General features: G+C 44.7%; 16 protein-coding genes. 6 read left to right on the top strand and 10 right to left on the bottom strand.

The genetic code is table 11. The features are described from left to right. Positions 1-69: 69 nt before the first annotated feature. Complete coding sequence (locus tag OV592_RS20410; protein ID WP_406609830.1) at positions 70-300, bottom strand: hypothetical protein; 231 nt, start codon at positions 298-300, stop codon at positions 70-72. Between the two features lie 139 nt (positions 301-439). Here OV592_RS20410 and torD point away from each other — a divergent pair, with 139 nt between their 5' ends. The 3 genes from torD (at position 440) to OV592_RS20425 (ending at position 5,602) form a co-directional block, all read left to right on the top strand. Next, a complete protein-coding gene (gene torD / locus OV592_RS20415) occupies positions 440-1,051 on the top strand; it encodes a molecular chaperone TorD (RefSeq protein ID WP_406609831.1) in 612 nt (203 codons plus the stop codon). Positions 1,052-1,864: 813 nt separating this feature from the next. Continuing rightward, positions 1,865-3,553 carry an NAD-dependent malic enzyme gene (locus tag OV592_RS20420; protein ID WP_406609832.1) on the top strand — a complete coding sequence of 563 codons (1,689 nt, stop codon included), beginning with the start codon at positions 1,865-1,867 and terminating at the stop codon, positions 3,551-3,553. 135 nt (positions 3,554-3,688) lie between these two features. After that, positions 3,689-5,602 (top strand): methyl-accepting chemotaxis protein, encoded by a 1,914-nt coding sequence (locus OV592_RS20425; RefSeq protein ID WP_406609833.1) that lies wholly within the window; start codon positions 3,689-3,691, stop codon positions 5,600-5,602. A gap of 60 nt (positions 5,603-5,662) precedes the next feature. Here OV592_RS20425 and OV592_RS20430 read toward each other — a convergent pair whose 3' ends face one another. The 3 genes from OV592_RS20430 to dctP all read right to left on the bottom strand — a co-directional run bounded on the left by OV592_RS20430 (position 5,663) and on the right by dctP (position 8,633). Next, complete coding sequence (locus OV592_RS20430; protein ID WP_152782935.1) at positions 5,663-6,955, bottom strand: TRAP transporter large permease subunit; 1,293 nt, start codon at positions 6,953-6,955, stop codon at positions 5,663-5,665. Between the two features lie 25 nt (positions 6,956-6,980). Further along, the gene (locus tag OV592_RS20435) at positions 6,981-7,481 is read right to left on the bottom strand and encodes a TRAP transporter small permease subunit (protein ID WP_016403101.1); all 501 of its coding nucleotides are present in this window, start codon (positions 7,479-7,481) and stop codon (positions 6,981-6,983) included. Positions 7,482-7,559: 78 nt separating this feature from the next. Continuing rightward, entirely contained in the window at positions 7,560-8,633 is a 1,074-nt protein-coding gene (gene dctP, locus OV592_RS20440; protein ID WP_016403100.1) for a TRAP transporter substrate-binding protein DctP, read from the bottom strand. Positions 8,634-8,879: 246 nt separating this feature from the next. Here dctP and OV592_RS20445 point away from each other — a divergent pair, with 246 nt between their 5' ends. From OV592_RS20445 to OV592_RS20455, 3 genes are read left to right on the top strand one after another with little or no spacing between them, the layout of a single operon-like run. Further along, entirely contained in the window at positions 8,880-10,313 is a 1,434-nt protein-coding gene (locus OV592_RS20445) for a cache domain-containing protein (protein ID WP_406609834.1), read from the top strand. Continuing rightward, on the top strand, positions 10,310-10,933 hold the full coding sequence (locus OV592_RS20450) for a response regulator transcription factor (RefSeq protein ID WP_016403098.1): 624 nt from the start codon (positions 10,310-10,312) through the stop codon (positions 10,931-10,933). Before OV592_RS20445 ends, OV592_RS20450 begins: the two co-directional genes overlap by 4 nt. Positions 10,934-10,955: 22 nt before the next feature. Further along, positions 10,956-11,141 carry a hypothetical protein gene (locus OV592_RS20455; protein WP_406609835.1) on the top strand — a complete coding sequence of 62 codons (186 nt, stop codon included), beginning with the start codon at positions 10,956-10,958 and terminating at the stop codon, positions 11,139-11,141. Between the two features lie 3 nt (positions 11,142-11,144). On the opposite strand, the gene OV592_RS20460 is transcribed toward OV592_RS20455, so the two are convergent. The 6 genes from OV592_RS20460 to OV592_RS20485 form a co-directional block, all read right to left on the bottom strand. Continuing rightward, positions 11,145-11,375, bottom strand: coding sequence for a DUF2789 domain-containing protein (locus OV592_RS20460; RefSeq protein WP_016403096.1), 231 nt, complete (start codon positions 11,373-11,375; stop codon positions 11,145-11,147). Positions 11,376-11,412: 37 nt separating this feature from the next. Continuing rightward, positions 11,413-12,390: a D-cysteine desulfhydrase family protein gene (locus tag OV592_RS20465; protein ID WP_406609836.1), complete on the bottom strand. Its 978-nt coding sequence runs from the start codon at positions 12,388-12,390 to the stop codon at positions 11,413-11,415. A gap of 57 nt (positions 12,391-12,447) precedes the next feature. After that, the gene (locus OV592_RS20470; protein ID WP_406609837.1) at positions 12,448-14,127 is read right to left on the bottom strand and encodes a DUF342 domain-containing protein; all 1,680 of its coding nucleotides are present in this window, start codon (positions 14,125-14,127) and stop codon (positions 12,448-12,450) included. A 338-nt stretch (positions 14,128-14,465) separates the two neighbouring features. Then, positions 14,466-17,534 (bottom strand): S8 family serine peptidase, encoded by a 3,069-nt coding sequence (locus OV592_RS20475; RefSeq protein WP_406609838.1) that lies wholly within the window; start codon positions 17,532-17,534, stop codon positions 14,466-14,468. A 166-nt stretch (positions 17,535-17,700) separates the two neighbouring features. Continuing rightward, positions 17,701-18,360: a hypothetical protein gene (locus OV592_RS20480; RefSeq protein ID WP_016403091.1), complete on the bottom strand. Its 660-nt coding sequence runs from the start codon at positions 18,358-18,360 to the stop codon at positions 17,701-17,703. Between the two features lie 21 nt (positions 18,361-18,381). Next, positions 18,382-19,593, bottom strand: a complete 1,212-nt coding sequence (locus tag OV592_RS20485; protein ID WP_406609839.1) for a flagellar assembly protein T N-terminal domain-containing protein — start codon at positions 19,591-19,593, stop codon at positions 18,382-18,384. Between the last annotated feature and the right edge of the window lie 6 nt (positions 19,594-19,599).

Consider the following 19,599-nt stretch of genomic DNA (forward strand, 5'->3'; position numbering starts at 1 on the left):
AAAGCTTCCAATAACTAATTTATTAGTTATTGGAAGCTCCTTAATTGAAATACGGGTTAAATAGAAACGTTACTGTTCAATATCCCAAGGTCTTTTTTTGGCAGCAGGCTTATGTTCAACAGCATCAAAATGCTCGTATCCATCCTTTGCACTTAGATCCGATAGGCAAATAATAATCACTATACCTAGAAGACCTGTGAGAAAACCTATAATTAGCCAAGTAACAGAATTCCGCCCCTTAATACTTGCTAAAAATGCACAAATACCAGAACACACAAGAAGAATGAGTAATGCTGTCACAACGTTTCCTCAGATAAAATCTAACTTAATAACAAAACAGTGGAGTAATTAACAATATAGTAATTAAACCTAGCTGAAGCTAGAACACTCATATATTTTGTAAGAAATTAGAAATCAAATATTCTAAAAAGGTACCGCAATGACCGCTAGTGTTAGCCAAGAAAACGAAATCCGTGCCAGCATCTATTGGTGGTTTGCAACGGTTTTTACCAAAGAGCTTGATAAGCAACAGCTTGCTTCTTATACCTCTGGTGAAGGAGCACAGTTGCTAAAGCAATTAGCAGACACAGCCGAGCTAAGCTCGGCTGTTACCATGATTAAAAATCATTTAGCAAAGTTGAGCGCCTTTAAACACCCGGAGCTAGAACTAGCAGCAGATTTTTGCCAGCAATTCTTGAGTGACAGCAAAGTAGGTGCACCACCTTATGCCTCGGTTTACCTGTCGGCCAACAAGCTGATGTTTCAAGAGCCACATGAAAAAATGCGCGCCTTGCTAGTAAGCCAAGGCCTGCAAGTTGACCCTAATTTTAATGAGCCAGCGGATCATCTTGCGATTCAGCTCGATTACCTTGGCAATTTAATTTTGCGCGATGCCCCAGCGAAGCAACAAGCTGATTTTATTAATCAGCACCTACTGTGTTGGTTGCCACTATGGCTTGATGCATTACGCAAGGTTAGCAAGGGCGGCTTTTACCAAGGCTTCGCCGAATTACTCGTTGGCTACTTAAAATTAGAACTAAGCGAGTTATAAGTTAAACGTTACTAGGGCCTGTTGATCTTTGGTGTTGAAATTTTATTCAAGATAAGCGGGCTTTAATCGCGGCGAGCACTTTGAAACCTAGTGGGCTAAGTGAAAAGTGTTCAACGAAGAGTAAAGTTCGCTTATCTGAACCCTTCAGGCAGCATTTCTTAGCCATTTATTCAGCGTTAGCGAGTGATTATTAAGCCCACTTAACTTCACACTCACTGCCTTGCCTAAATGGCTAATAAATTGCTGTAAAAACCATCAGCAAAGATCAACAGGCCCTAGTGTCTAGCTAGTCGCTCACTTAAAGCCATTACTATTTTTATGGCTATAGTAAGTCCTGTTGTCCGCTGTCGATATTTCATACACTTAGCCGAGCAAATGACACCCAGTTAACATTTTCACAACATTTATCTCGCATTAAAGGCAAACTATTTTATAGTTAAATTAAGTCGGTTGTCGCTTCTAGATGCCCGGGCGGTAATACCTCAACTGTTAGGCGTTACGCCCCTCCTATCTTTTAGCGGTGCCGGCTGGCCTATTTCTAACGCCCCATAAAGCAACCATCTATCTACATTCCTTTGGGTTAATACCAATCACACTAAGATAAGTGATCAGAAATATCGCAGGAAAAACACTCGAGAATAAGGCAGGATTTTTCGATAAGTAGTTATTCTACAATCAAAAGTTCTAACGCAGTTATCGAGTATTTTTACCAGATAGAATGAACAGTTACTTCGTACAATTGGTATAGTTCATGACCTAAACACAAATCTGTGAAAAAATACCGCTTCTTAGCCGCAGCAGATGAGCTTTACCATGGATGATAAAAAACGCCCGCTCTATATTCCTTACGCAGGTCCAGCATTACTTGAGACACCCTTATTAAATAAAGGCAGCGCCTTTAACCAAGAAGAGCGTATTTTCTTCAATTTAGAAGGGCTGCTGCCAGAGACCATCGAGAGCATCGATGAACAAACTGAGCGTGCTTATCTGCAATATCAAAGTTTTACTAATGACTTAGACCGCCACATTTACCTGCGCAACATTCAAGATACTAACGAAACCTTGTTTTACCGTTTAGTAGAAGATCACATCACCGAAATGATGCCGATTATCTACACGCCTACCGTGGGCGCGGCCTGTGAGCAGTTCTCTAATATTTACCGCCGCTCACGTGGTTTATTTATTTCTTACCCTAACCGCCACCGTATCGACGAGCTGCTAAACAATGCCACTCGCCACAATGTGAAAATCATTGTAGTGACCGACGGCGAACGGATCCTCGGCTTAGGCGACCAAGGTATCGGCGGCATGGGCATTCCTATTGGTAAACTATCACTGTACACGGCTTGTGGCGGTATCAGCCCCGCTTACACCCTGCCAATTGTGTTAGATGTAGGCACCGACAACCAGCAACTACTCAATGACCCCATGTATATGGGCTGGCGCCATCAACGAATTAGCGGCGATGAATATAGCGAATTTGTAGAATTATTCATGCAAGCGGTAAAAGTCCGCTGGCCAGATGCGCTGATTCAATTTGAAGATTTCGCCCAAAAAAATGCCATGCCTTTATTGCAGCGTTACAAAGATCAATTCTGCTGTTTTAATGATGATATTCAAGGTACCGCGGCAGTAACCGTGGGCTCTTTATTGGCAGCCTGTAAGGCAGCTGGCTCAAGCTTAGCAGAACAGCGTGTTACCTTTGTTGGCTCCGGCTCAGCAGGGTGCGGTATTGCCGAGGCGATAGTGCGGGCAATGGTGGAAGAAGGCATTAGCGAAGCGCAAGCCCGCAGCCAAATCTTCATGGTTGACCGTTGGGGCTTGTTGCAAGACAACATGCCTAATCTACTCGACTTCCAACAAGCTTTGGCGCAATCAGCCGATATTCAGCAAAAATGGGGACTTAACAGCGATGCTTTGTCACTATTAGATGTAGTAGAGCATGGCAAGCCTACGGTACTTATTGGTGTCTCTGGTGCACCAGGCGTGTTTACTCAGCAAGTGATTGAAGGCATGCATCAGCACTGCAAGAAGCCTATCGTATTGCCGCTATCCAATCCCACCAGCCGGGTTGAAGCCTTGCCTGAAGACATACTGCGTTGGACCAATGGCGAAGCCTTGGTCGCGACTGGTAGTCCGTTCTCGCCGGTGAAGCTAGGCGAAGAGACCTTCCCTATCGCCCAGTGTAACAACAGCTATATTTTCCCAGGTATTGGCTTAGGCGTATTAGCTTGTCAGGCCACCAGAGTGAGTGACGAGATGCTCATCGCCAGCAGCCGCGCCTTAGCCGAATGCTCGCCACTAGCGAACGATGGTGAAGGAGCCTTACTGCCACCGCTTGAAGAAATTCAGCTAGTTAGCAAGCACATCGCTTACGCGGTAGCCAAAACTGCCATGCAACAAGGCTTAGCGGTAAACACCACCGACGAAGTGCTAATGCAAACTATTGAAGCCAGCTTTTGGAAACCTGAGTATCGCCACTACAAACGAACTTCTTTTTAACTACACTTAACTTCATAGTTTTCACAAAGCTACAGATATTAAACGTATGCGCTGGCAGCAACTTAGCCAGCGTAATCACTTTAAGTTTCCGTCCTATATTACTAGCGATTGCCCGTTGGCAAGCAAGGAGAGGTAATGTTCTTCAACCAACTCACTATTCGTAAAAAGCTTACGATCACCATCGTGTTAGCAGTACTAGCTTCCACCAGCATTATCGGGGTATTCAGCCAGAATCAGGCGCAAAACATCATCGAACGCCGAATGGTTGATAAAGAACTACCCGCTCTGCTCAAGCAAATTCGCAATAGAATTGATAAAGAAGTAACAGTGCTGTTGCAAGCAGCAGAGCAGCTAGCTAACAATACTTTTGTTGAAGAGCGAGTGCTGAAATCCAGTAAACCCGACTCAGAAACACAATTAATAGAATTACTTACACGCCTAAAGCAACAATATGACTTAGCTGATGCGTCGGTATCCAACCGTAAAAATGCCAATTACTGGAATCAAAATGGCTTTTTAAGACAACTCTACCCCGAGCGTGACGGCTGGTTTTTTAAGTTTAGAGAATCTGGACAAGAAACCATGGTAAGTGTTTACACCTCTTCAACCGAAGAAACCAAGCTGTTTTTAAACTACCAACAGTTAAATGGCCATGTCATGTCTGGGGTGTCAAAAACCATGGAAGAAATGATCGTTTTTCTCGACAGTTTTAAAATTGAGAAAAGCGGCTTTGTATTCCTTAGTGACGGTGAGGGTGTGATTCGCCTGCATCGTAACAACGAACTTGTTGGCAAGCTCAAACTCACCGATGAGTTTGGTCAAGCCACCTCCTCGTTACTTAATAAACAAGACTTTAATTTGGTAGAAGTAAACTACCAAGGCCAGCAATTGTTACTAAGCTCTAGCTACATCGAGTCTATGGACTGGTACTTAATTGCCCAAGTGCCAAAAGCTGAAGTATTTGAAGAACTCAATCGTTCACGCTACTACATGATTGTCACTACCTTACTGGTGATAGGCGTCTTTTTGTTAGTCGCCGTATGGTTAGCGGGCACTATTACACGACCAATTGCTAAACTAGCCGATGTATTCCAAAACTTAGGTGAAGGAGAAGGTGATTTACGCCAACGTTTAGATACCGAAAGCAACGATGAAATGGCCAAACTCGCCAAAGGCTTTAACAGTTTTATCGAAAAAATCCATCGCTCGGTGAGCTCCGTAGCGCAAACTGGCGAAAACCTTGGTGATGCCTCACGCTCGGTCGCCAATCAGTCACAACGCACCCTAGAAAATACCCAGCATCAACAAGATAGGGTAACTCAAGTAGCCACTGCAATTAACCAAATGGGCTCCACCGTTAACGAAATTGCCAGTAACGCGTCTCAAGCTGCAGATGCCGCACAAGATGCCGAGCAAGAGTCTAATAAAGGCCAACAAGTGGTGCTGCGAGCACGCGACAACATCATGCGCTTAGCTGAAGAAATGCAACAAGTAGCTACTGTGGTCTCTTCATTAGCCGAAAGTAGTCAATCAATTGGTGGCATTCTAGACGTTATTAGAGGCATCTCAGAGCAAACCAACTTGCTTGCACTTAACGCAGCCATTGAAGCAGCACGAGCTGGTGAGCAAGGGCGCGGCTTCGCGGTGGTAGCAGACGAAGTGCGTAACTTAGCGGGTAGAACTGCCGAGTCCACCGATGAGATCCAGCAAATGATTAACAACTTGCAGGAACAAGCCAGCCAAGCAGTTAGTGCCATTGAACAAAGCAGTGGCATGAGCAGCCAAGGCGCTGAAGAAGCCGGGCATGCTTACTCTGCACTGCAAGAGATCTCTAAACGAGTAACCTTGATTTCTGACATGAACATTCAAGTGGCAACGGCTACCGAAGAGCAGTCTTCAGTCGTTAGTGAGCTAAACGGCAACGTTGAAGAGATTAACTTGAGTACTCAGCAGGCTACCGATACTGCATCAGAGCTTTCTCAAGCTAGCGAGTCCTTAAAACAGCTCGCCGATAAGCTGGCAGATTTAGTGGGTACGTTTAAGCTTTAAACTAAACTCTACGCAAATAAAAAGAGGCCCTTAGGCCTCTTTTTGTTAACTCACTATGCACTACATGCCAAAGCCGTAGAAGTCTGGGAACACCAATATCGAGGCTAATACCAATATCTGCAAAATAATAAATGGCATCACGCCTTTGTAGATATCGGTAGTTTGCACCTCGGGCGGGGCAACACCTTTGAGATAGAACAGACTAAACCCAAAGGGCGGTGTGAGGAACGAAGTCTGCAAGTTCATCGCAATTAAAATCGCAAACCAGGTTAAATCGATGCCCAAAATCTCGGCTACTGGGTACAACATAGGCACAACAATAAATGAGATTTCAACAAAGTCGATAAAGAAGCCCAAAATCAAAATCACAATCATGGTTAAGATTAAGAAGCCCCATTTCTCACCCGGTAAGCTAGTCATCACTTCTTCAATGACTTCTTCACCACCAGTGTAAGAGAACACCATAGAGAAGGCCGTTGCACCAATGAAGATAGCAAATACCATCGAAGTAACTTTTACCGTTTCAATAGCCGCTTCGTAGATAATCTTCCAAGAAAACTGGCGATAAATAATCGATAAAAGAATTGCACCAATGCCGCCAATAGCAGAAGACTCGGTTGGCGTAGCAATACCGTAAAAAATCGAGCCAAGTACTGCAATCATTAATGCTAAAGGTGGAGCAATGGCTTTAAAGGCATTCCAACAAGGTTGCACGCCATGACCTGCAGCTTCATCTTTAGGTAAAGCTGGAGCGGCTTCTGGGCGAATAAACGATACCCCTAGAACATAGATGATGAAGGCGCCTACCAACACTGCTCCAGGCAGTAGTGCAGCTTTAAATAAATCACCTACTGGCACGCCCATTACATCACCAAGAATGATCAAGATGATAGAGGGAGGAATAATTTGTCCAAGCGTACCTGAGGCACAAATAACCCCAGTGGCTAAGCGCTTATCGTATTTATATTTAAGCATTACTGGCAAGGAGATAACCCCCATTGCCACTACAGAGGCACCAACCACACCAGTAGACGCAGCAAGTAACGCTCCCACCAAAATAGTCGATACCGCCAAACCACCTCGCACCCGGCCAAACAATTGGCCCATGGCTTCAAGCAGCTGTTCAGCAAGGCGGGTTTTCTGCAATACAATGCCCATGAAAATGAACAGTGGTACGGCCATTAATACCGAGTTTTGCATGATGCTCATTATGCGATAAGGCATAAAAGCAAATAGATCGATACCTTCGGCAAAGATACCAAATACTAGTGCAACACCACCAAATACAAAGGCGACTGGAAAACCAGTGAGCAGCATTAGCAAGGCCACGAAAAACATGACAATCCCAATCATGACAACTTCCTTTTCTTGTTATGAGCTAGGCGTTATTTCGCAGCTGAATGAGGTTTTTGAGTAACATTCCAAAGCCACTTATGGCGAGGCATATAGCCGAAATTGGAATCATTGATTTAATTATCCAGCGGTAGGGTAAGCCACCCGGATCGCCGCTGGTTTCTCCTAAGTTGTAAGCTTCTAATGCAAAGTCGTAACCGTACCAAGCAATCAAGCCACAAAAAGGGAACAAGAAAAATACGACGCCTAGGCTGTCAATCCAAGCGCGTTTACGCGCCGCTAACTTGTCGTAGATAATATCTACCCGCACATGGCCTTCGGCCTGCAGCGTAGAGGCAATTCCTAATAAAAACATGGCAGCAAACAAGTGCCATTCTAACTCTTGCATACCAATAGAACTGGAGCGAAAAAAGTAACGCATGACTACGTCATAAAAAATGTTTACTAACATTAGCAGCATTAATACCGCGGTGAGGCCTGCTATACCCTTGGAAAATCCATCTACCGCTCGTTGCAAACGCAACATCCCTAGCCTCCCAAGCAAAGTAATTGCTTTTTTGGTTTAGCTGATGGGACTACAGCCACGCTGCAGCCCCATTCTCTACTACAAACCTTCAGTACTGTTTAAGTAACCTTGTTCTGAAATTGCTGTGTAGGCACGAACTTGTTTCATGTATTGCTGTTGTGACTCAATGATCTTAGCGGCCATTGGGTCTGCAGCAGCTTTCTCTTTTAGCAAGTCATCGTTAGCGTTTTTAAGTGCTTTGATAACTTCTGCAGGGAAAGTTTTAACCTGAATATTCGGGTATTCTTGCAACATGGTTTGCCAGTTTTTGGCGCTTTCAGCATACGAATGAATAAACATATCGTAAGCTGCTTTACGCATCGCAACCGCTAGAATTGCCTGTAAATCTTCTGGCATTTTTTCGAGTTTTTTCTTGTTAGCAATAAACATCAACTCGGTAGCTGGCTCGTGCCACCCCATGTAGTAGTAAGGGGCTATTTTGTGAAAGCCCATGCGTAAATCTAGAGAAGGACCCACCCACTCAAGAGCGTCGATAGTATTACGCTCAAGTGCGGTATATAACTCACCTGGCGGAATGTTTACTGGCGTTGCGCCAAGCTTAGCTAATACTTCGCCGGCAAAACCTGGAATACGCATTTTTAGGTTTTGTAGGTCTTCAACTGAGTTAATCTCTTTACGGAACCAACCGCCCATTTGCACCCCAGTGTTACCGCCAGGGAAAGGTACCAGGTTATGCTCAGCGTATACTTGATTCATCAAGTCTTGTCCGCCACCATACTGCAGCCACGCGTGTTGCTCTGGTGCATTCATACCAAATGGCATGGTAGTGAAGTAAAGGGTGTTTGGCACCTTACCTTTATAGTAATAAGACGCGGTGTGGCCTAAGTCGTACTGGCCACTTTTAACTAAATCAAATACCCCAAAAGGTGCTTTGTGTTTGTTTGAAGAGTCAACGCGGATCTTTAAGCGGCCGTTAGACATCTCATCGGCCATTTTCACCATGTTTTTTACTGCATCACCAAAAACTGGGAAGTTAGGGCCCCAGGTTTCAGCCAATTTTAGTTTGTATACTTTGTCGGCAGCTACGGCAGCCGAACTAAACGCAATAATCGCAGAAGCCAGCAGGGTTTTACTGCAGAGGGACTTAAGCATGTTGTTCTCCCTTTCGTTGTTTTTTCCATTGTTGGTTAGATGTTTTAAATGTAAACCAACTGCTTAATGGTCACCTTTAATGTTAGCGAGTTGTTACAATAAAACCTATCCGGCAATACACGGTTTTTTTCTACGTAAGATCACGTACAGGCTAGACTTTGGTAGAAGCGAGAGCTAGATCACTATTTTTGAAAAATCGCATAGATTAACATATAGTTAACATTCTCTTAGTTAGGCCGTCACGAGATGTGGTCCCTCAAATTTAAAATTATCCTGTTATCTATTGTTCCTTTGCTTTGTGTTACCGCACTAATTGCCACCTTGGTTTTTAAGCAATCTTCCATCCTAACTGAGCAACAATTAGCGCTAATTAAAGAAAACATCATGCGCAGCAAAACCCTAGAGCTGCAAAACCACATAGACCAAGCTTTTGCCAGCATTCGTGACATATACGAACCTGCAGCAGCCGACGATGAGAGAGCCAAACAACAGGTAAGAGAATTGCTCAACCGTTTACGCTTTGCCGAAGACGGTTACTTCTTTGCTTACACCCTTAAAGGCGTCAACTTGGTTCACCCAATTCAGCCGGAATTAGTGGGGCAAAATTTGTGGGACTTTAAGGATTCTGAGGGCACCTACCTCATTCAAGACTTAATTGCACAAGCCAAAGCAGGCGGCGGTTTTAGTAACTATTTGTGGGAAAAACCCAGCACCGGAAAGCGAACTAAGAAACTGGGTTACGTTGTGATGCTAGATAAATGGCAATGGATGTTTGGCACCGGCGTGTACTTAGACGATGTAGATGTGGAGCTGGCAAAGCTTGAAGCGCAAACCCAAAACAACATTAATCGCACTTTTATTTGGTTATTCATAATCACCACTATTTCGGGGATTTTAATCGCCTTTTTGGGGGCATCTTTGAATATTTCAGAACACAAGCTCGCCGACAAAAAGCTCAAAGAACTCACCCAACGAATTATTGATTCACAAGAGCAAGAACGCCAACGAGTATCTCGCGAACTGCATGATGGTATTAACCAATTATTGGTTTCCATTAAGTATCGCTTAGAAAGCGCCACAGAATGTAACAGCACCCCTAGCTCGGTCAGTGACAGCCTCAACCAAGGGTTACATACCATTAATGAAGCGATTGGTGAGATACGTCGTATTTCAAAAGACCTCCGCCCCAGCGTACTAGATGACTTAGGTTTAGCCGCCGCATTGGGAGGTTTTTGCCAGGAATTTGAACACCGTACAGGAATAGATGTGTTTTTAGAGTGCGACATTGATAATCTAAACCTTCCATCTACAGTGGAGACAACCTTCTATCGGATTACCCAAGAAGCCTTACAAAATGTCGAAAAACATGCGCAAGCAGATACAGTAGACATAGTGCTAAGCCAGCAAGCCAAATTGTTGGTGATGAAAATTAGGGACAATGGCACTGGTTTTGTAATGGGCAAAAAGGTACGACGCCATTCGATAAAAGAGCTTACCCGTCGCCCAGAACTGGCCAGTAGCGGTTTGGGTTTACGCAATATTTTTGAACGGATTGCCCACATCGATGGTCAAGTAGATGTAGATAGCAAATTAGGAGAAGGGACACTGATCACCATAAAAGTACCGCTATATGAAGTAGAGAAAACCATACCCACCACAATTCAAGAGCAAACGGTATGACCTCAATTCTATTGGTGGACGATCACCCCTTGGTACAAGACGGCCTCAAGATGCGACTAGAGGCTAACCCCGGCTTTTCCGTTGTAGGTACAGCGGCTGACGGCGAGCAAGCACTTACCATGGCGCAACAACTGAACCCTGACATAGTATTAACCGACATTAATATGCCCAAATTAAATGGCATTCAGCTGTTAGAGGCTCTTTCAGAGCAAAGTCCTAACAGTAAAGTGGTGATGCTAAGCATGCACGACAATAAAGAATATGTGCAAAACGCCATGCGTAATGGCGCTAAGGGTTACTTGCTCAAAGATATTGCTTCTAGTGAACTGATTAGCGCTTTGGAAGCAATTGCCAATGGTGGACGCTACATTAGTGCTGGTGTGTCGAAGCTGTTATTTGATAACGAGCCTAGTGCTAGCAAAGCGAGTTTAACCAAGCGCGAGCAGCAGGTATTACGCTTACTAGCCACCGGTTGTGGCAATAAGAAAATCGCTGATAGCCTGTCGATAAGCATTCGAACCGTAGAAACCCATACTTTAAAAATTCGTAGAAAGCTGGAATTAGATAGCAGTGCAGCCATGATTAAATACGCTATAGAGCACTATGGTAGCGAGAGTTAATTAAGCACTTAAAGGGGCAAGCTTGAATCAATCCGTAAAAATTAGGCCACAGTTTGAAGAGCCACCAGTTACCCAGCAGCCAAAGCAGCAAGTTCACTTCGTGAGTGGGTCTTGTAAAGCAAGCGCCAGCAATACTCTCGCTTGTGACTTTAGCACCACCCTAGAGCTGGCTTTACGTTGTTTAGAAAAACACAAAGAGCAAAACTAGCAACTAGCGCAGCATTACATCCAGTTGGTCTACAAGTTCTGCCCAGTCAGCATCTTGCTGCACTGCTTCTAATAAAAATGCAGCCTGAGTGGGTGTCCAAAAAGCCGCTTGATGCAATGGCACTTCACTCGGTATTGGAGCATGTTCTGCCACAAACTCAGCGATGGCATTAATTGAAGGATCTAAACCAAGCTGGGCGAACAAATCACTTAAGGTGTGAATAGCAGATTCCATCACTTACTCTCCTTTCTCTTATTGAATTTAGTTGGCATTAAGATAACAAGTCGTCAGCATAAGCGAACAATGCGGGAGTTCCACCAGTGTGCCAAAACAATACGTTTTGATCAGAACTATAAGCCCCTTGGCGCACTCTAGCAATTAAACCCGCCATCGCTTTAGCGGTATAAACTGGGTCTAATAAAATGCCTTCGGTTTCAGCCAGTAGCATAATCGCTTCGCGTTCTGCATCGCCAATGATGCCGTAGCCTTCACCGAGGTAGCTGTCATCTAAACAAACCTCATTAGCGGTAAAATTCTTATCCAAGGCAAATTGCTTAGCCGCACTATTGGCTAAATCGGCAATAGTTTGATTAAAGCTTTGCTGCCCATGATTTAGCTTGTCGATATTCACGCCACGCAAATTTACATTTAAACCTAATTCAGCCTTAGCCAACATTAAACCTGCGTGGGTTGCACCAGAGCTAGAAGCAAATACTATTTCATTCAGCTCATCAATTTGCTGTTGCAGTTCATGCAACGCGGCAGTAAACCCCAAGCAGCCTATGGCATCAGAGCCACCGTAAGGAACAACATAAGGCTTCATACCTTTTTGCATAAGTTGCTGTGCTAGTTCTTCAATGCCCTCGCCTTTACGCTGTTGGCCAGCCCAAATAATGGTTGCTCCGAAAAGCTTGTCTAACAACACATTACCTTGAGCGAGGGCGGGTGCACTACCACCTAGCAACAAATAACAGGGTAAATTAAGCTTAGCCGCAGCAGCAGCCGTTTGACGACAATGATTGGATTGAGCTGCACCTGCAGTAATGATGCAATCGGCCTTCTGCTGCATGGCATCGCCTAACAAAAACTCCAGCTTACGCACCTTGTTGCCACCCAAGGCTAGGCCGCTTAAGTCATCACGTTTTATATAAATTTGCGGACCAGCAAGGTGCGCAGAGAGGTTGCTTAATCGATGAACAGGTGTGGGAAAGAAGCCTAAAGATTGTCTGGGCTGATGTTGCCAATTCATGCTATTTCCCTTTTGTTAGATTAACCTTACTTAAGCCGTTAAAAGGGAAAAGAGCAACTATTTTTTTCCGGGGGTTAAAGGCGCGAAAGTGATCTTCCCGTCTTCGTATTTAGTTTCGGTTGGCCCATATTCACGGTTAGTAAACAGCTTGTGGCCAACGATATCTAAGCGTACATTAGGGTGAAGCTCTTTTTTAACCGTAAGCCTCGCATTAGAGAAGAATTGATCTTCCATCTGCTGGTTGTAATCGAGGGCAAAGTCTATTTGCACTAACTCTTGACGAGTATGATGCAAAGTAGCCGAGAGCTTGTCGGCCATGCCCTCTTCGCGATCTTCTTGCTTAGTAGAGCCCAACTTCATTTGAGCATCAAGTACCTTGCTCAGCTTCTCATGCAAGGTGTGTTTGATATTGTTTAGGCTACGTCGCTCTTCTTGAATATCATCAAAATCACCAGAGATAGTAAGTTGTGTGGCAGTACCCGCTGTGGCGCCTAATACCACCGCGCTAATCTCTCCACCGGCGTCAATTGAGCCACCAACCAAAGTGCCACGTAGGCCACTGGCGTCACTCACGGTGACTTTGCCATCGGTTTCTATTTTACTATGCAGAAGCTGGCTGGTAATGGTGACATCTTTACCTGCATCAATATGTGAATATTGAACAAAGGTAGCGTGTAGCTCGCCCTTAGCATTAATGGTGCAAGAATAATTTTCATCGCCTTCCATCAAACGATGACCAATCACTCCTTTGCCAACTACCACATCGCCACCGGCGGTAATACTAGCAGACTCAACAAAGCCATTAATGTGCACGTCGCCTGAAGCTTTTACTTTCATGCCGTCACCAACATTACCGGTAATTAGCACGCTCCCGGCAAAATCAACGTGTCCGTAACTTACATCGACACTCTTAATCGACAATACATCGTCGACTTTCATGCCATTTTCTATCTCAAGCGGTAAGCCGGTTCTATCGGCCAGCAATAAATTCGCGTCATTTACGGCAATTTTGGTGCCTTCGCCTACAGTGAAGGGCACTTCATGCCCTTGCTTAAAGGGAAGTTCTTCACCACAAACATTTTTGCCCGCCTGACCATGAGTATGAGGATGTCGACGCATTAGCTCTACATCAGGCTCTACCGTTTCCAAATTACCTAAATCGCGCATGTCTACTCGACCATCTTCGGTTTCTTTAGGTTTTAATAAACGTTCTTTAGGAGTAGCAACAAATCGTTCAAAGCGGCTGTCTTCGCCATCTACAGATTGGCGGCCAAGGGCAACCACTTTCTTAATTTTAACCCCGGGATCAGCTTGTTTGGCCGCAGCTAACAAGGCCAAGGCTCGTTTTTTTTGTAAACCAAACACCACGCCAGCTTCTTGCATGGCGCTAACTAAATCACCCTGAGAAATAGGATTACCACCATAAGCAGCAGTAATGGTGGCTCGCGCTACCATTTTATCTTCAGAAACATCGATAGTAACTTCGGCATTGCGAATGTTGGCTAACTTAACAAAAGTCTGTCCCCATTGCTCAATTAGGTCTGGAGATTCACGTAATTCAGCAAACTTAGCGACGGCGTCATCTATCGCCTCTTCATCAACTAAGTAATCACCAAAATTAGAGCGAAGAATTAAAGCTTTCACGTCGCTAACACTTACGTGTGATTCTTGAGGTGTTATCTCAATTAGTGCCGCTAATTTATCTTGGGATAAACGTAAACAGCTTAACTCCAGCATTCAATCCCCTTAACTTAATCCTTAGCTGCCAAATAATTGATTACTTAAGACAGCGCTTTCAACCTCATTATGCCTTGCAGCAGGTTGTTAACCAATACTAGCCTAAGCTTTAGTTTTCAACTAATTGAACTAGATCTGAATTTACTAATTCGAATTATCACACTACCGCAAAAATGCTCAAGCACAAACAAATTCAGTAATTTGTATGTCAAATATGATAATGAATGAGCACGCTTGTTTATAACACCATGCAGCATTACACAAACAAGCACCGGCTAGTTGGCAAAACGAGAAACAGCAGCCTTGCGCACTAGAGCGCAAGGCCTTATATGGAAAGACTATTGCTTGAGCAGCTTATAGTTTAAAACCTGGTTTGTGAGGTCTTCGGTGGTGATAGGCTCAACACTTAAACTTAAACCAGAGGTTTCTTCAGTAACCAGAATTGGCGTGACGTCGTTACGAACTGGGTAAGCCCCACATAACTCACCTTCGTCACAAATACGGTAGTCATTGTCATGATCACTGCCCACTGTTAACTCATATTCACCAGAAAGTACCTCGGCGAAGCTAAAGCTAAACTCACCATTATTCATGTTTACCGATTGCTCATAGTAGGTAGAGCCTGTTTCTGGATCAGACAACAGTACATACACTAAACCGCTGTCGCCGGCCTGAACGTTGCTCACATTCATTGAAACACCTAGATTCAGCTCACTACCATTGGATACGCTAAACACCACACTGGCGCCATAATTGCCGTCGCTTAAACCGTTACGGTTTACACTAAGTAAGTAATCTCCAACGCCGTTTGCATCTACATTTTGTGGGCTTACCGTTAACCAACTGGCATTGCTTTGGACACTGTTCACCGACAAACTCACACTGCCAATAAGCTCCACACTTACTTCAGCACTATCTTCGATAAAGCTAAGACTCACTTGATTAGTGCTCAAACTTAAGGCGCTTCTATCGGGCTGGTCAGTATCTAATTGCGAACGTACTGCTTTTTCGGCATTAATTAAGCCATAACCGTAAAGCTGATCGAAGCCATCACTTCCAATGTCATCGGTAATTTCACCCTGAGCAAGCAAATTCAGCACATCATCAGTGGTAAGCTCTGAATTAAGTTGACGCATCAAGCCGATAACACCTGCCACATGTGGCGCGGCCATACTGGTGCCGTTTAAGTACTGGTAGCTGGCAGAGTTACTGCTACCATTTTCTGCCACGTAAGTGCTATAAACGCCATCTCCGTAGCCATCACCATTTAAATCGGCACTGCCATCACCACCCGGTGCAGCAACATCAATATATGAGCCATAATTAGAATATGAAGTGAGGTCTTTTGCGGCGTCTACCGCACTAACACCAATAACATTGGCAAATGCCGCTGGGTAACTAAACTGCGAGGTACTCTCGTTACCGGCAGCAGCAACCACAATCACACCGCTGGCTATTGCTTGCTGGGTTACCGAATCAAAGGCGCTGTCGTAACCACTTCCACCTAAGCTCATATTGATTACATCTGCGGTTTGGCTAGGCACACGATTTGAGGCATTGCTTAAGCCAGCCGCATATAAAATAGCTTGTGAGATATCCCAAGTACTACCGCCATAGCGGCCAAGCGTACGCAGATTCATAATTTTAGTATTGGGCGCTACGCCCGCGACGCCGAGGCTATTATCGGTTTGTGCCGCCACCGTACCCGCCACATGTGTACCGTGCCAAGAAGAGCCGCCACCCGGGCTAGTCAAGTCTCCAGGATCTTCGGGATTAGCATCAATACCATCGCCATCTAAGGCATTAGACGCATCGGAAATAAAGTCGTAACCGTCACTAGTTAACTGATTCCTTAAATCGGGATGATTCTGAAAAATGCCGGTATCAATAACCGCTACCACCACATCATTTAATGTGCTGTTTTGCATGAGCTGCCAAGCATTATCTAAATTGATTTGTTCGTAGTGCCACTGGCGAGAAACCAAAGGGTCGTTAGACAAGGCAAAAGGTTGGTACAAATAGTTAGGTGAAACTGATTGTTCCACCCCGCCTAATTGGTAATGAAGGCGCTTAATCTCCAGCAAAGTACTGCGTTTGGCGGCATATTCATCACTAAACTGAGCACCTAAGCCATCTCCAGCGCTACTATTTAAGGCCACTGCTTGTTGGTCATTGCTTTGGTAAAGGCTCATGTTTGCTGACGATTGCGTTTGAGTCAGGCCTAGATCTTGAGTGCTAAGCGAAGCTGCCCGCCCAGTCTGATGCATAACCACCATTTGCTTGGTAACAAAGTCTTGCTGGGTGCTGAAATGCTTGCTCTCTGGCAAAACAGCAGAGCTTTGACCGATCAGGCGTAAGGTGTAGTTACCTCGATATGGACCCGAATTAAAGGCGGTGTAAGCTTCCACAACAACATAATAACTGCCAGTTTGATCAACACTTAACAACTCGGTTTTGTTAATGCCTAAAGAAGAGCTAACTTCAAACATGGTGTCTGCATTTATCAGACGTAAATCAAAATCGTTACCGCTAGTTTCCCAATCGGCAATTTCTAAAAACAAACGTTGATTAGCTTGTAAATCGACCCGATAAACATCACGTTCATCGGGTTCATTTACAAAGCGATCTTTAGCTTCACCAGTAGCATGGCTAGCTAAGTAGCCACTTACCGTGGCAATAGGTGGAAGTGGTTGAGCGTCGGCATAACTATTGTTCGTAAAATACTCATTACCAATATCATTAACATCACTATCTACCACTGTATTGACGGCGGTGGTTACCGTGCCGCTCACGGGATAGGTTTTTCCATCTAGCACTAAAACGCGAGTTTCAGCTACCTGCTCTTGGCCTTCAAAATCACGTGAAGCGCGCACCATAAATACGCCTTCCTCGTTATAGATATGCGACACAGCCTCGCTGCCAAGTGAAGTGCTTGAATTGCCGTCACCAAAATCCCAAGTAACTTGCACGTTAGTTAAGTCACTTGCAGTAGAGATTGCTTGAAAATTAACATCTAAGGGAGGGATGCCGGCACTTTCTGAGCTTAAAATAGTTAAGGCGGAAGCAGCGTCATTAGTAACCTGAATTACAGTGCTAGAGGTCGAGCTTAAATTATCATTATCTAAAACTGTTAAACGGACCGTATAGTTGCCTTCGCTGGCATAGCTTTTAGAAACATTGATTCCGTTTGCGCCGCTACCGTCACCAAAGTCCCAAGTATAATCAACAATAGTACCGTCATCACTCGAGCCACTGCCGTCAAACTGAATAAGCTGCCCAATAACAGCTTCACTGCGACTTACACTAATGGTCGAACTCGGTGAACCGGCAGACGAGCCTGAGTCACCACCACCTCCACCACAAGCAAACAAAGCTATGCTAAGTAATACCGCTACTATTGCTTTCATATAATCCCTTACATCTACTATTTAGCGCTGTATATATACTACGCACTATATAGTCACAATTATATTAGGCTTATGTAAAGAAAGTGAAAATTTTGCCAAACCTATGCGACATTGTTGTGATGAGCCAACCAGTAACAGCGCACAATGCTAAAGTTACCTGGCAAACTTAGGTATTTGCCTTATCTCGCTTTAGTAGCTCATCATTTTGAACCGCGCTGTCACCCTGCAACATAGCCTTTGGAATAGACCCTTTAGTAGGCACACTTTTGCCCTCTTGGCTAACGCCAGTTGCAGCGCTACCAGTTTGGCTTGCCGCAGCTATTTGCTGGCTACCTTCGGCAACAATATCAGCACTTGCTAAAGCCGCTTGCTCGGCCAGCTCCTCGGCAGTAGGTAATACTTGAGTAGCACTTGGATCACCCGACATACCAGCAACAAGAGCAGCAGCAATACCTTGGCCTAACTCCGTAAATTGCTTTTCAATATCGGCACGCAATACGCTTTGTAATAAATCAGTGCCCGCTAAGCCTGCCGCCACGGGATTACCAGAGGCTAGCCCCATGCCTATGTTCATAGCGGCAGGAGCCACGTCCATAATGCCAACATCCACCGTACCCTCGGCTTTGTCGCCTGTGTTCGTAGCCGTAGCCAGCGCTTCAGTGTTTTGCTGAGTATCGCTTTTGGGGCTTAAAGCATCTTGTAGCTTTTGAGTAAAACTAGTGTCTGATTTTACTTCACTGGCTTGCTGATTGTTCACCTCAATCAACTTCGGCTTATAATCTAAGCTATTGGTTGCGAGCGGGGTGTTGCTATAAGAAGTTGTCATATTCTTCTCCTTCAATATTGATTATTGCGTGCTTTCAGTAAGGGCGAACGGATCATCTGTAACCGCCACCAATACGTCACGAATCTGTATGTTGGCCATGTCTGAGTAGCGCTCAGTCGCTAATACCGCGCGGTCAGATTGCACCGACACTACCGTTAGTTGAGTTTGGTCTGCGTTAAATATCGGGCCACGCAACCCACCATCTAAATGCATTAAGTATTGCTGCCTAACCAGCTCAAACTTGTCACCTTTACGTACACCATTCGTTTGTCCAATGTTGATTACCACTTGCCCGTTATACAGCCCAACAACCGTTGCCAAACTTTGCCGGCAATAGAGTGCATCCTCAACGTCACTAACCGATTGATCGATGTAGGAGTCAATCAACTTGCCGTACTCTGAGGACCAAAAGGTTTCACCCGTAACGTCCAACTTCATCGTCACGTCAAACGGCCATTCTCGATTAGACCCGTAATTTTTACGGAGTACCGTTTCTCCATTGATACCGTCAATCACGTAAAGTTTTATTTGAAAGTTGCGCAGTTTAACGGTGTTTTTCATGCCGAGTAGGTTAGTAGTGGTTTCGTTGTAGCTCGACATGTCATTGATCTTGCCAAACAAAATATATTGCACGTCGTACTGTTGAGATAAGCTGCGTGCTACTTTTAGCATTTGCGGTTCTATGTCATTGGCATAGCGACCATCAAACGCTATTTGACGAGTCATTAAATGCCGGGCATCAACCCTTTTACTCTTTGATTTAAATCGGTGAAATAGCCGCTGCGAGACTTCTTCAGGTGTTCTATAAACCCCGCCAAGCTGTGCATGTTCGCGCTTCTGCAATTGAAAAGGCCCAACAAACAAGGTTTTAGCGTAGCTATCTTTCTCACAGGTATTTAAAGGAAATATGTCAGCGGCCACTTTAACCGTCATTTGGTCATCAATGATGGTCTCAACCAATAGCTTCATGTCATACACTTCGCCATTAGTACGCACCGTTAGTTCATCGGTTTCCAACACGCCAGACTTCACCACTTGCAGTGACTTAACACTGGCACCACCGCGATACATTAGGGTTAACAAAGCGTCTTGGATAGCCTGCTGACGAGCTTTATCTACTTGGCCGTCAACGATCTTAGCTTGGCCTTCACCTTCTAACCAAATAGCGTAACTGGGCAAAGTGATGCCCATTAACGTCAGCAGACACACGCAAACTCGTAAAAATTTAGACATAATTAA

It is taken from the genome of Agarivorans sp. JK6, from assembly GCF_045277145.1.
Classification (GTDB): domain Bacteria; phylum Pseudomonadota; class Gammaproteobacteria; order Enterobacterales; family Celerinatantimonadaceae; genus Agarivorans; species Agarivorans albus.

What these genes read in the sequence shown, in the direction of transcription:
- torD (WP_406609831.1), top strand. Translation starts at nt 440, where the DNA reads ATGACCGCTAGTGTTAGCCAAGAAAACGAAATCCGTGCCAGCATCTAT.
- OV592_RS20420 (WP_406609832.1), top strand. Translation starts at nt 1,865, where the DNA reads ATGGATGATAAAAAACGCCCGCTCTATATTCCTTACGCAGGTCCAGCA.
- OV592_RS20425 (WP_406609833.1), top strand. Translation starts at nt 3,689, where the DNA reads ATGTTCTTCAACCAACTCACTATTCGTAAAAAGCTTACGATCACCATC.
- OV592_RS20430 (WP_152782935.1), bottom strand. Translation starts at nt 6,955, where the DNA reads ATGATTGGGATTGTCATGTTTTTCGTGGCCTTGCTAATGCTGCTCACT.
- OV592_RS20435 (WP_016403101.1), bottom strand. Translation starts at nt 7,481, where the DNA reads ATGTTGCGTTTGCAACGAGCGGTAGATGGATTTTCCAAGGGTATAGCA.
- dctP (WP_016403100.1), bottom strand. Translation starts at nt 8,633, where the DNA reads ATGCTTAAGTCCCTCTGCAGTAAAACCCTGCTGGCTTCTGCGATTATT.
- OV592_RS20445 (WP_406609834.1), top strand. Translation starts at nt 8,880, where the DNA reads ATGTGGTCCCTCAAATTTAAAATTATCCTGTTATCTATTGTTCCTTTG.
- OV592_RS20450 (WP_016403098.1), top strand. Translation starts at nt 10,310, where the DNA reads ATGACCTCAATTCTATTGGTGGACGATCACCCCTTGGTACAAGACGGC.
- OV592_RS20460 (WP_016403096.1), bottom strand. Translation starts at nt 11,375, where the DNA reads ATGGAATCTGCTATTCACACCTTAAGTGATTTGTTCGCCCAGCTTGGT.
- OV592_RS20465 (WP_406609836.1), bottom strand. Translation starts at nt 12,390, where the DNA reads ATGAATTGGCAACATCAGCCCAGACAATCTTTAGGCTTCTTTCCCACA.
- OV592_RS20470 (WP_406609837.1), bottom strand. Translation starts at nt 14,127, where the DNA reads ATGCTGGAGTTAAGCTGTTTACGTTTATCCCAAGATAAATTAGCGGCA.
- OV592_RS20475 (WP_406609838.1), bottom strand. Translation starts at nt 17,534, where the DNA reads ATGAAAGCAATAGTAGCGGTATTACTTAGCATAGCTTTGTTTGCTTGT.
- OV592_RS20480 (WP_016403091.1), bottom strand. Translation starts at nt 18,360, where the DNA reads ATGACAACTTCTTATAGCAACACCCCGCTCGCAACCAATAGCTTAGAT.
- OV592_RS20485 (WP_406609839.1), bottom strand. Translation starts at nt 19,593, where the DNA reads ATGTCTAAATTTTTACGAGTTTGCGTGTGTCTGCTGACGTTAATGGGC.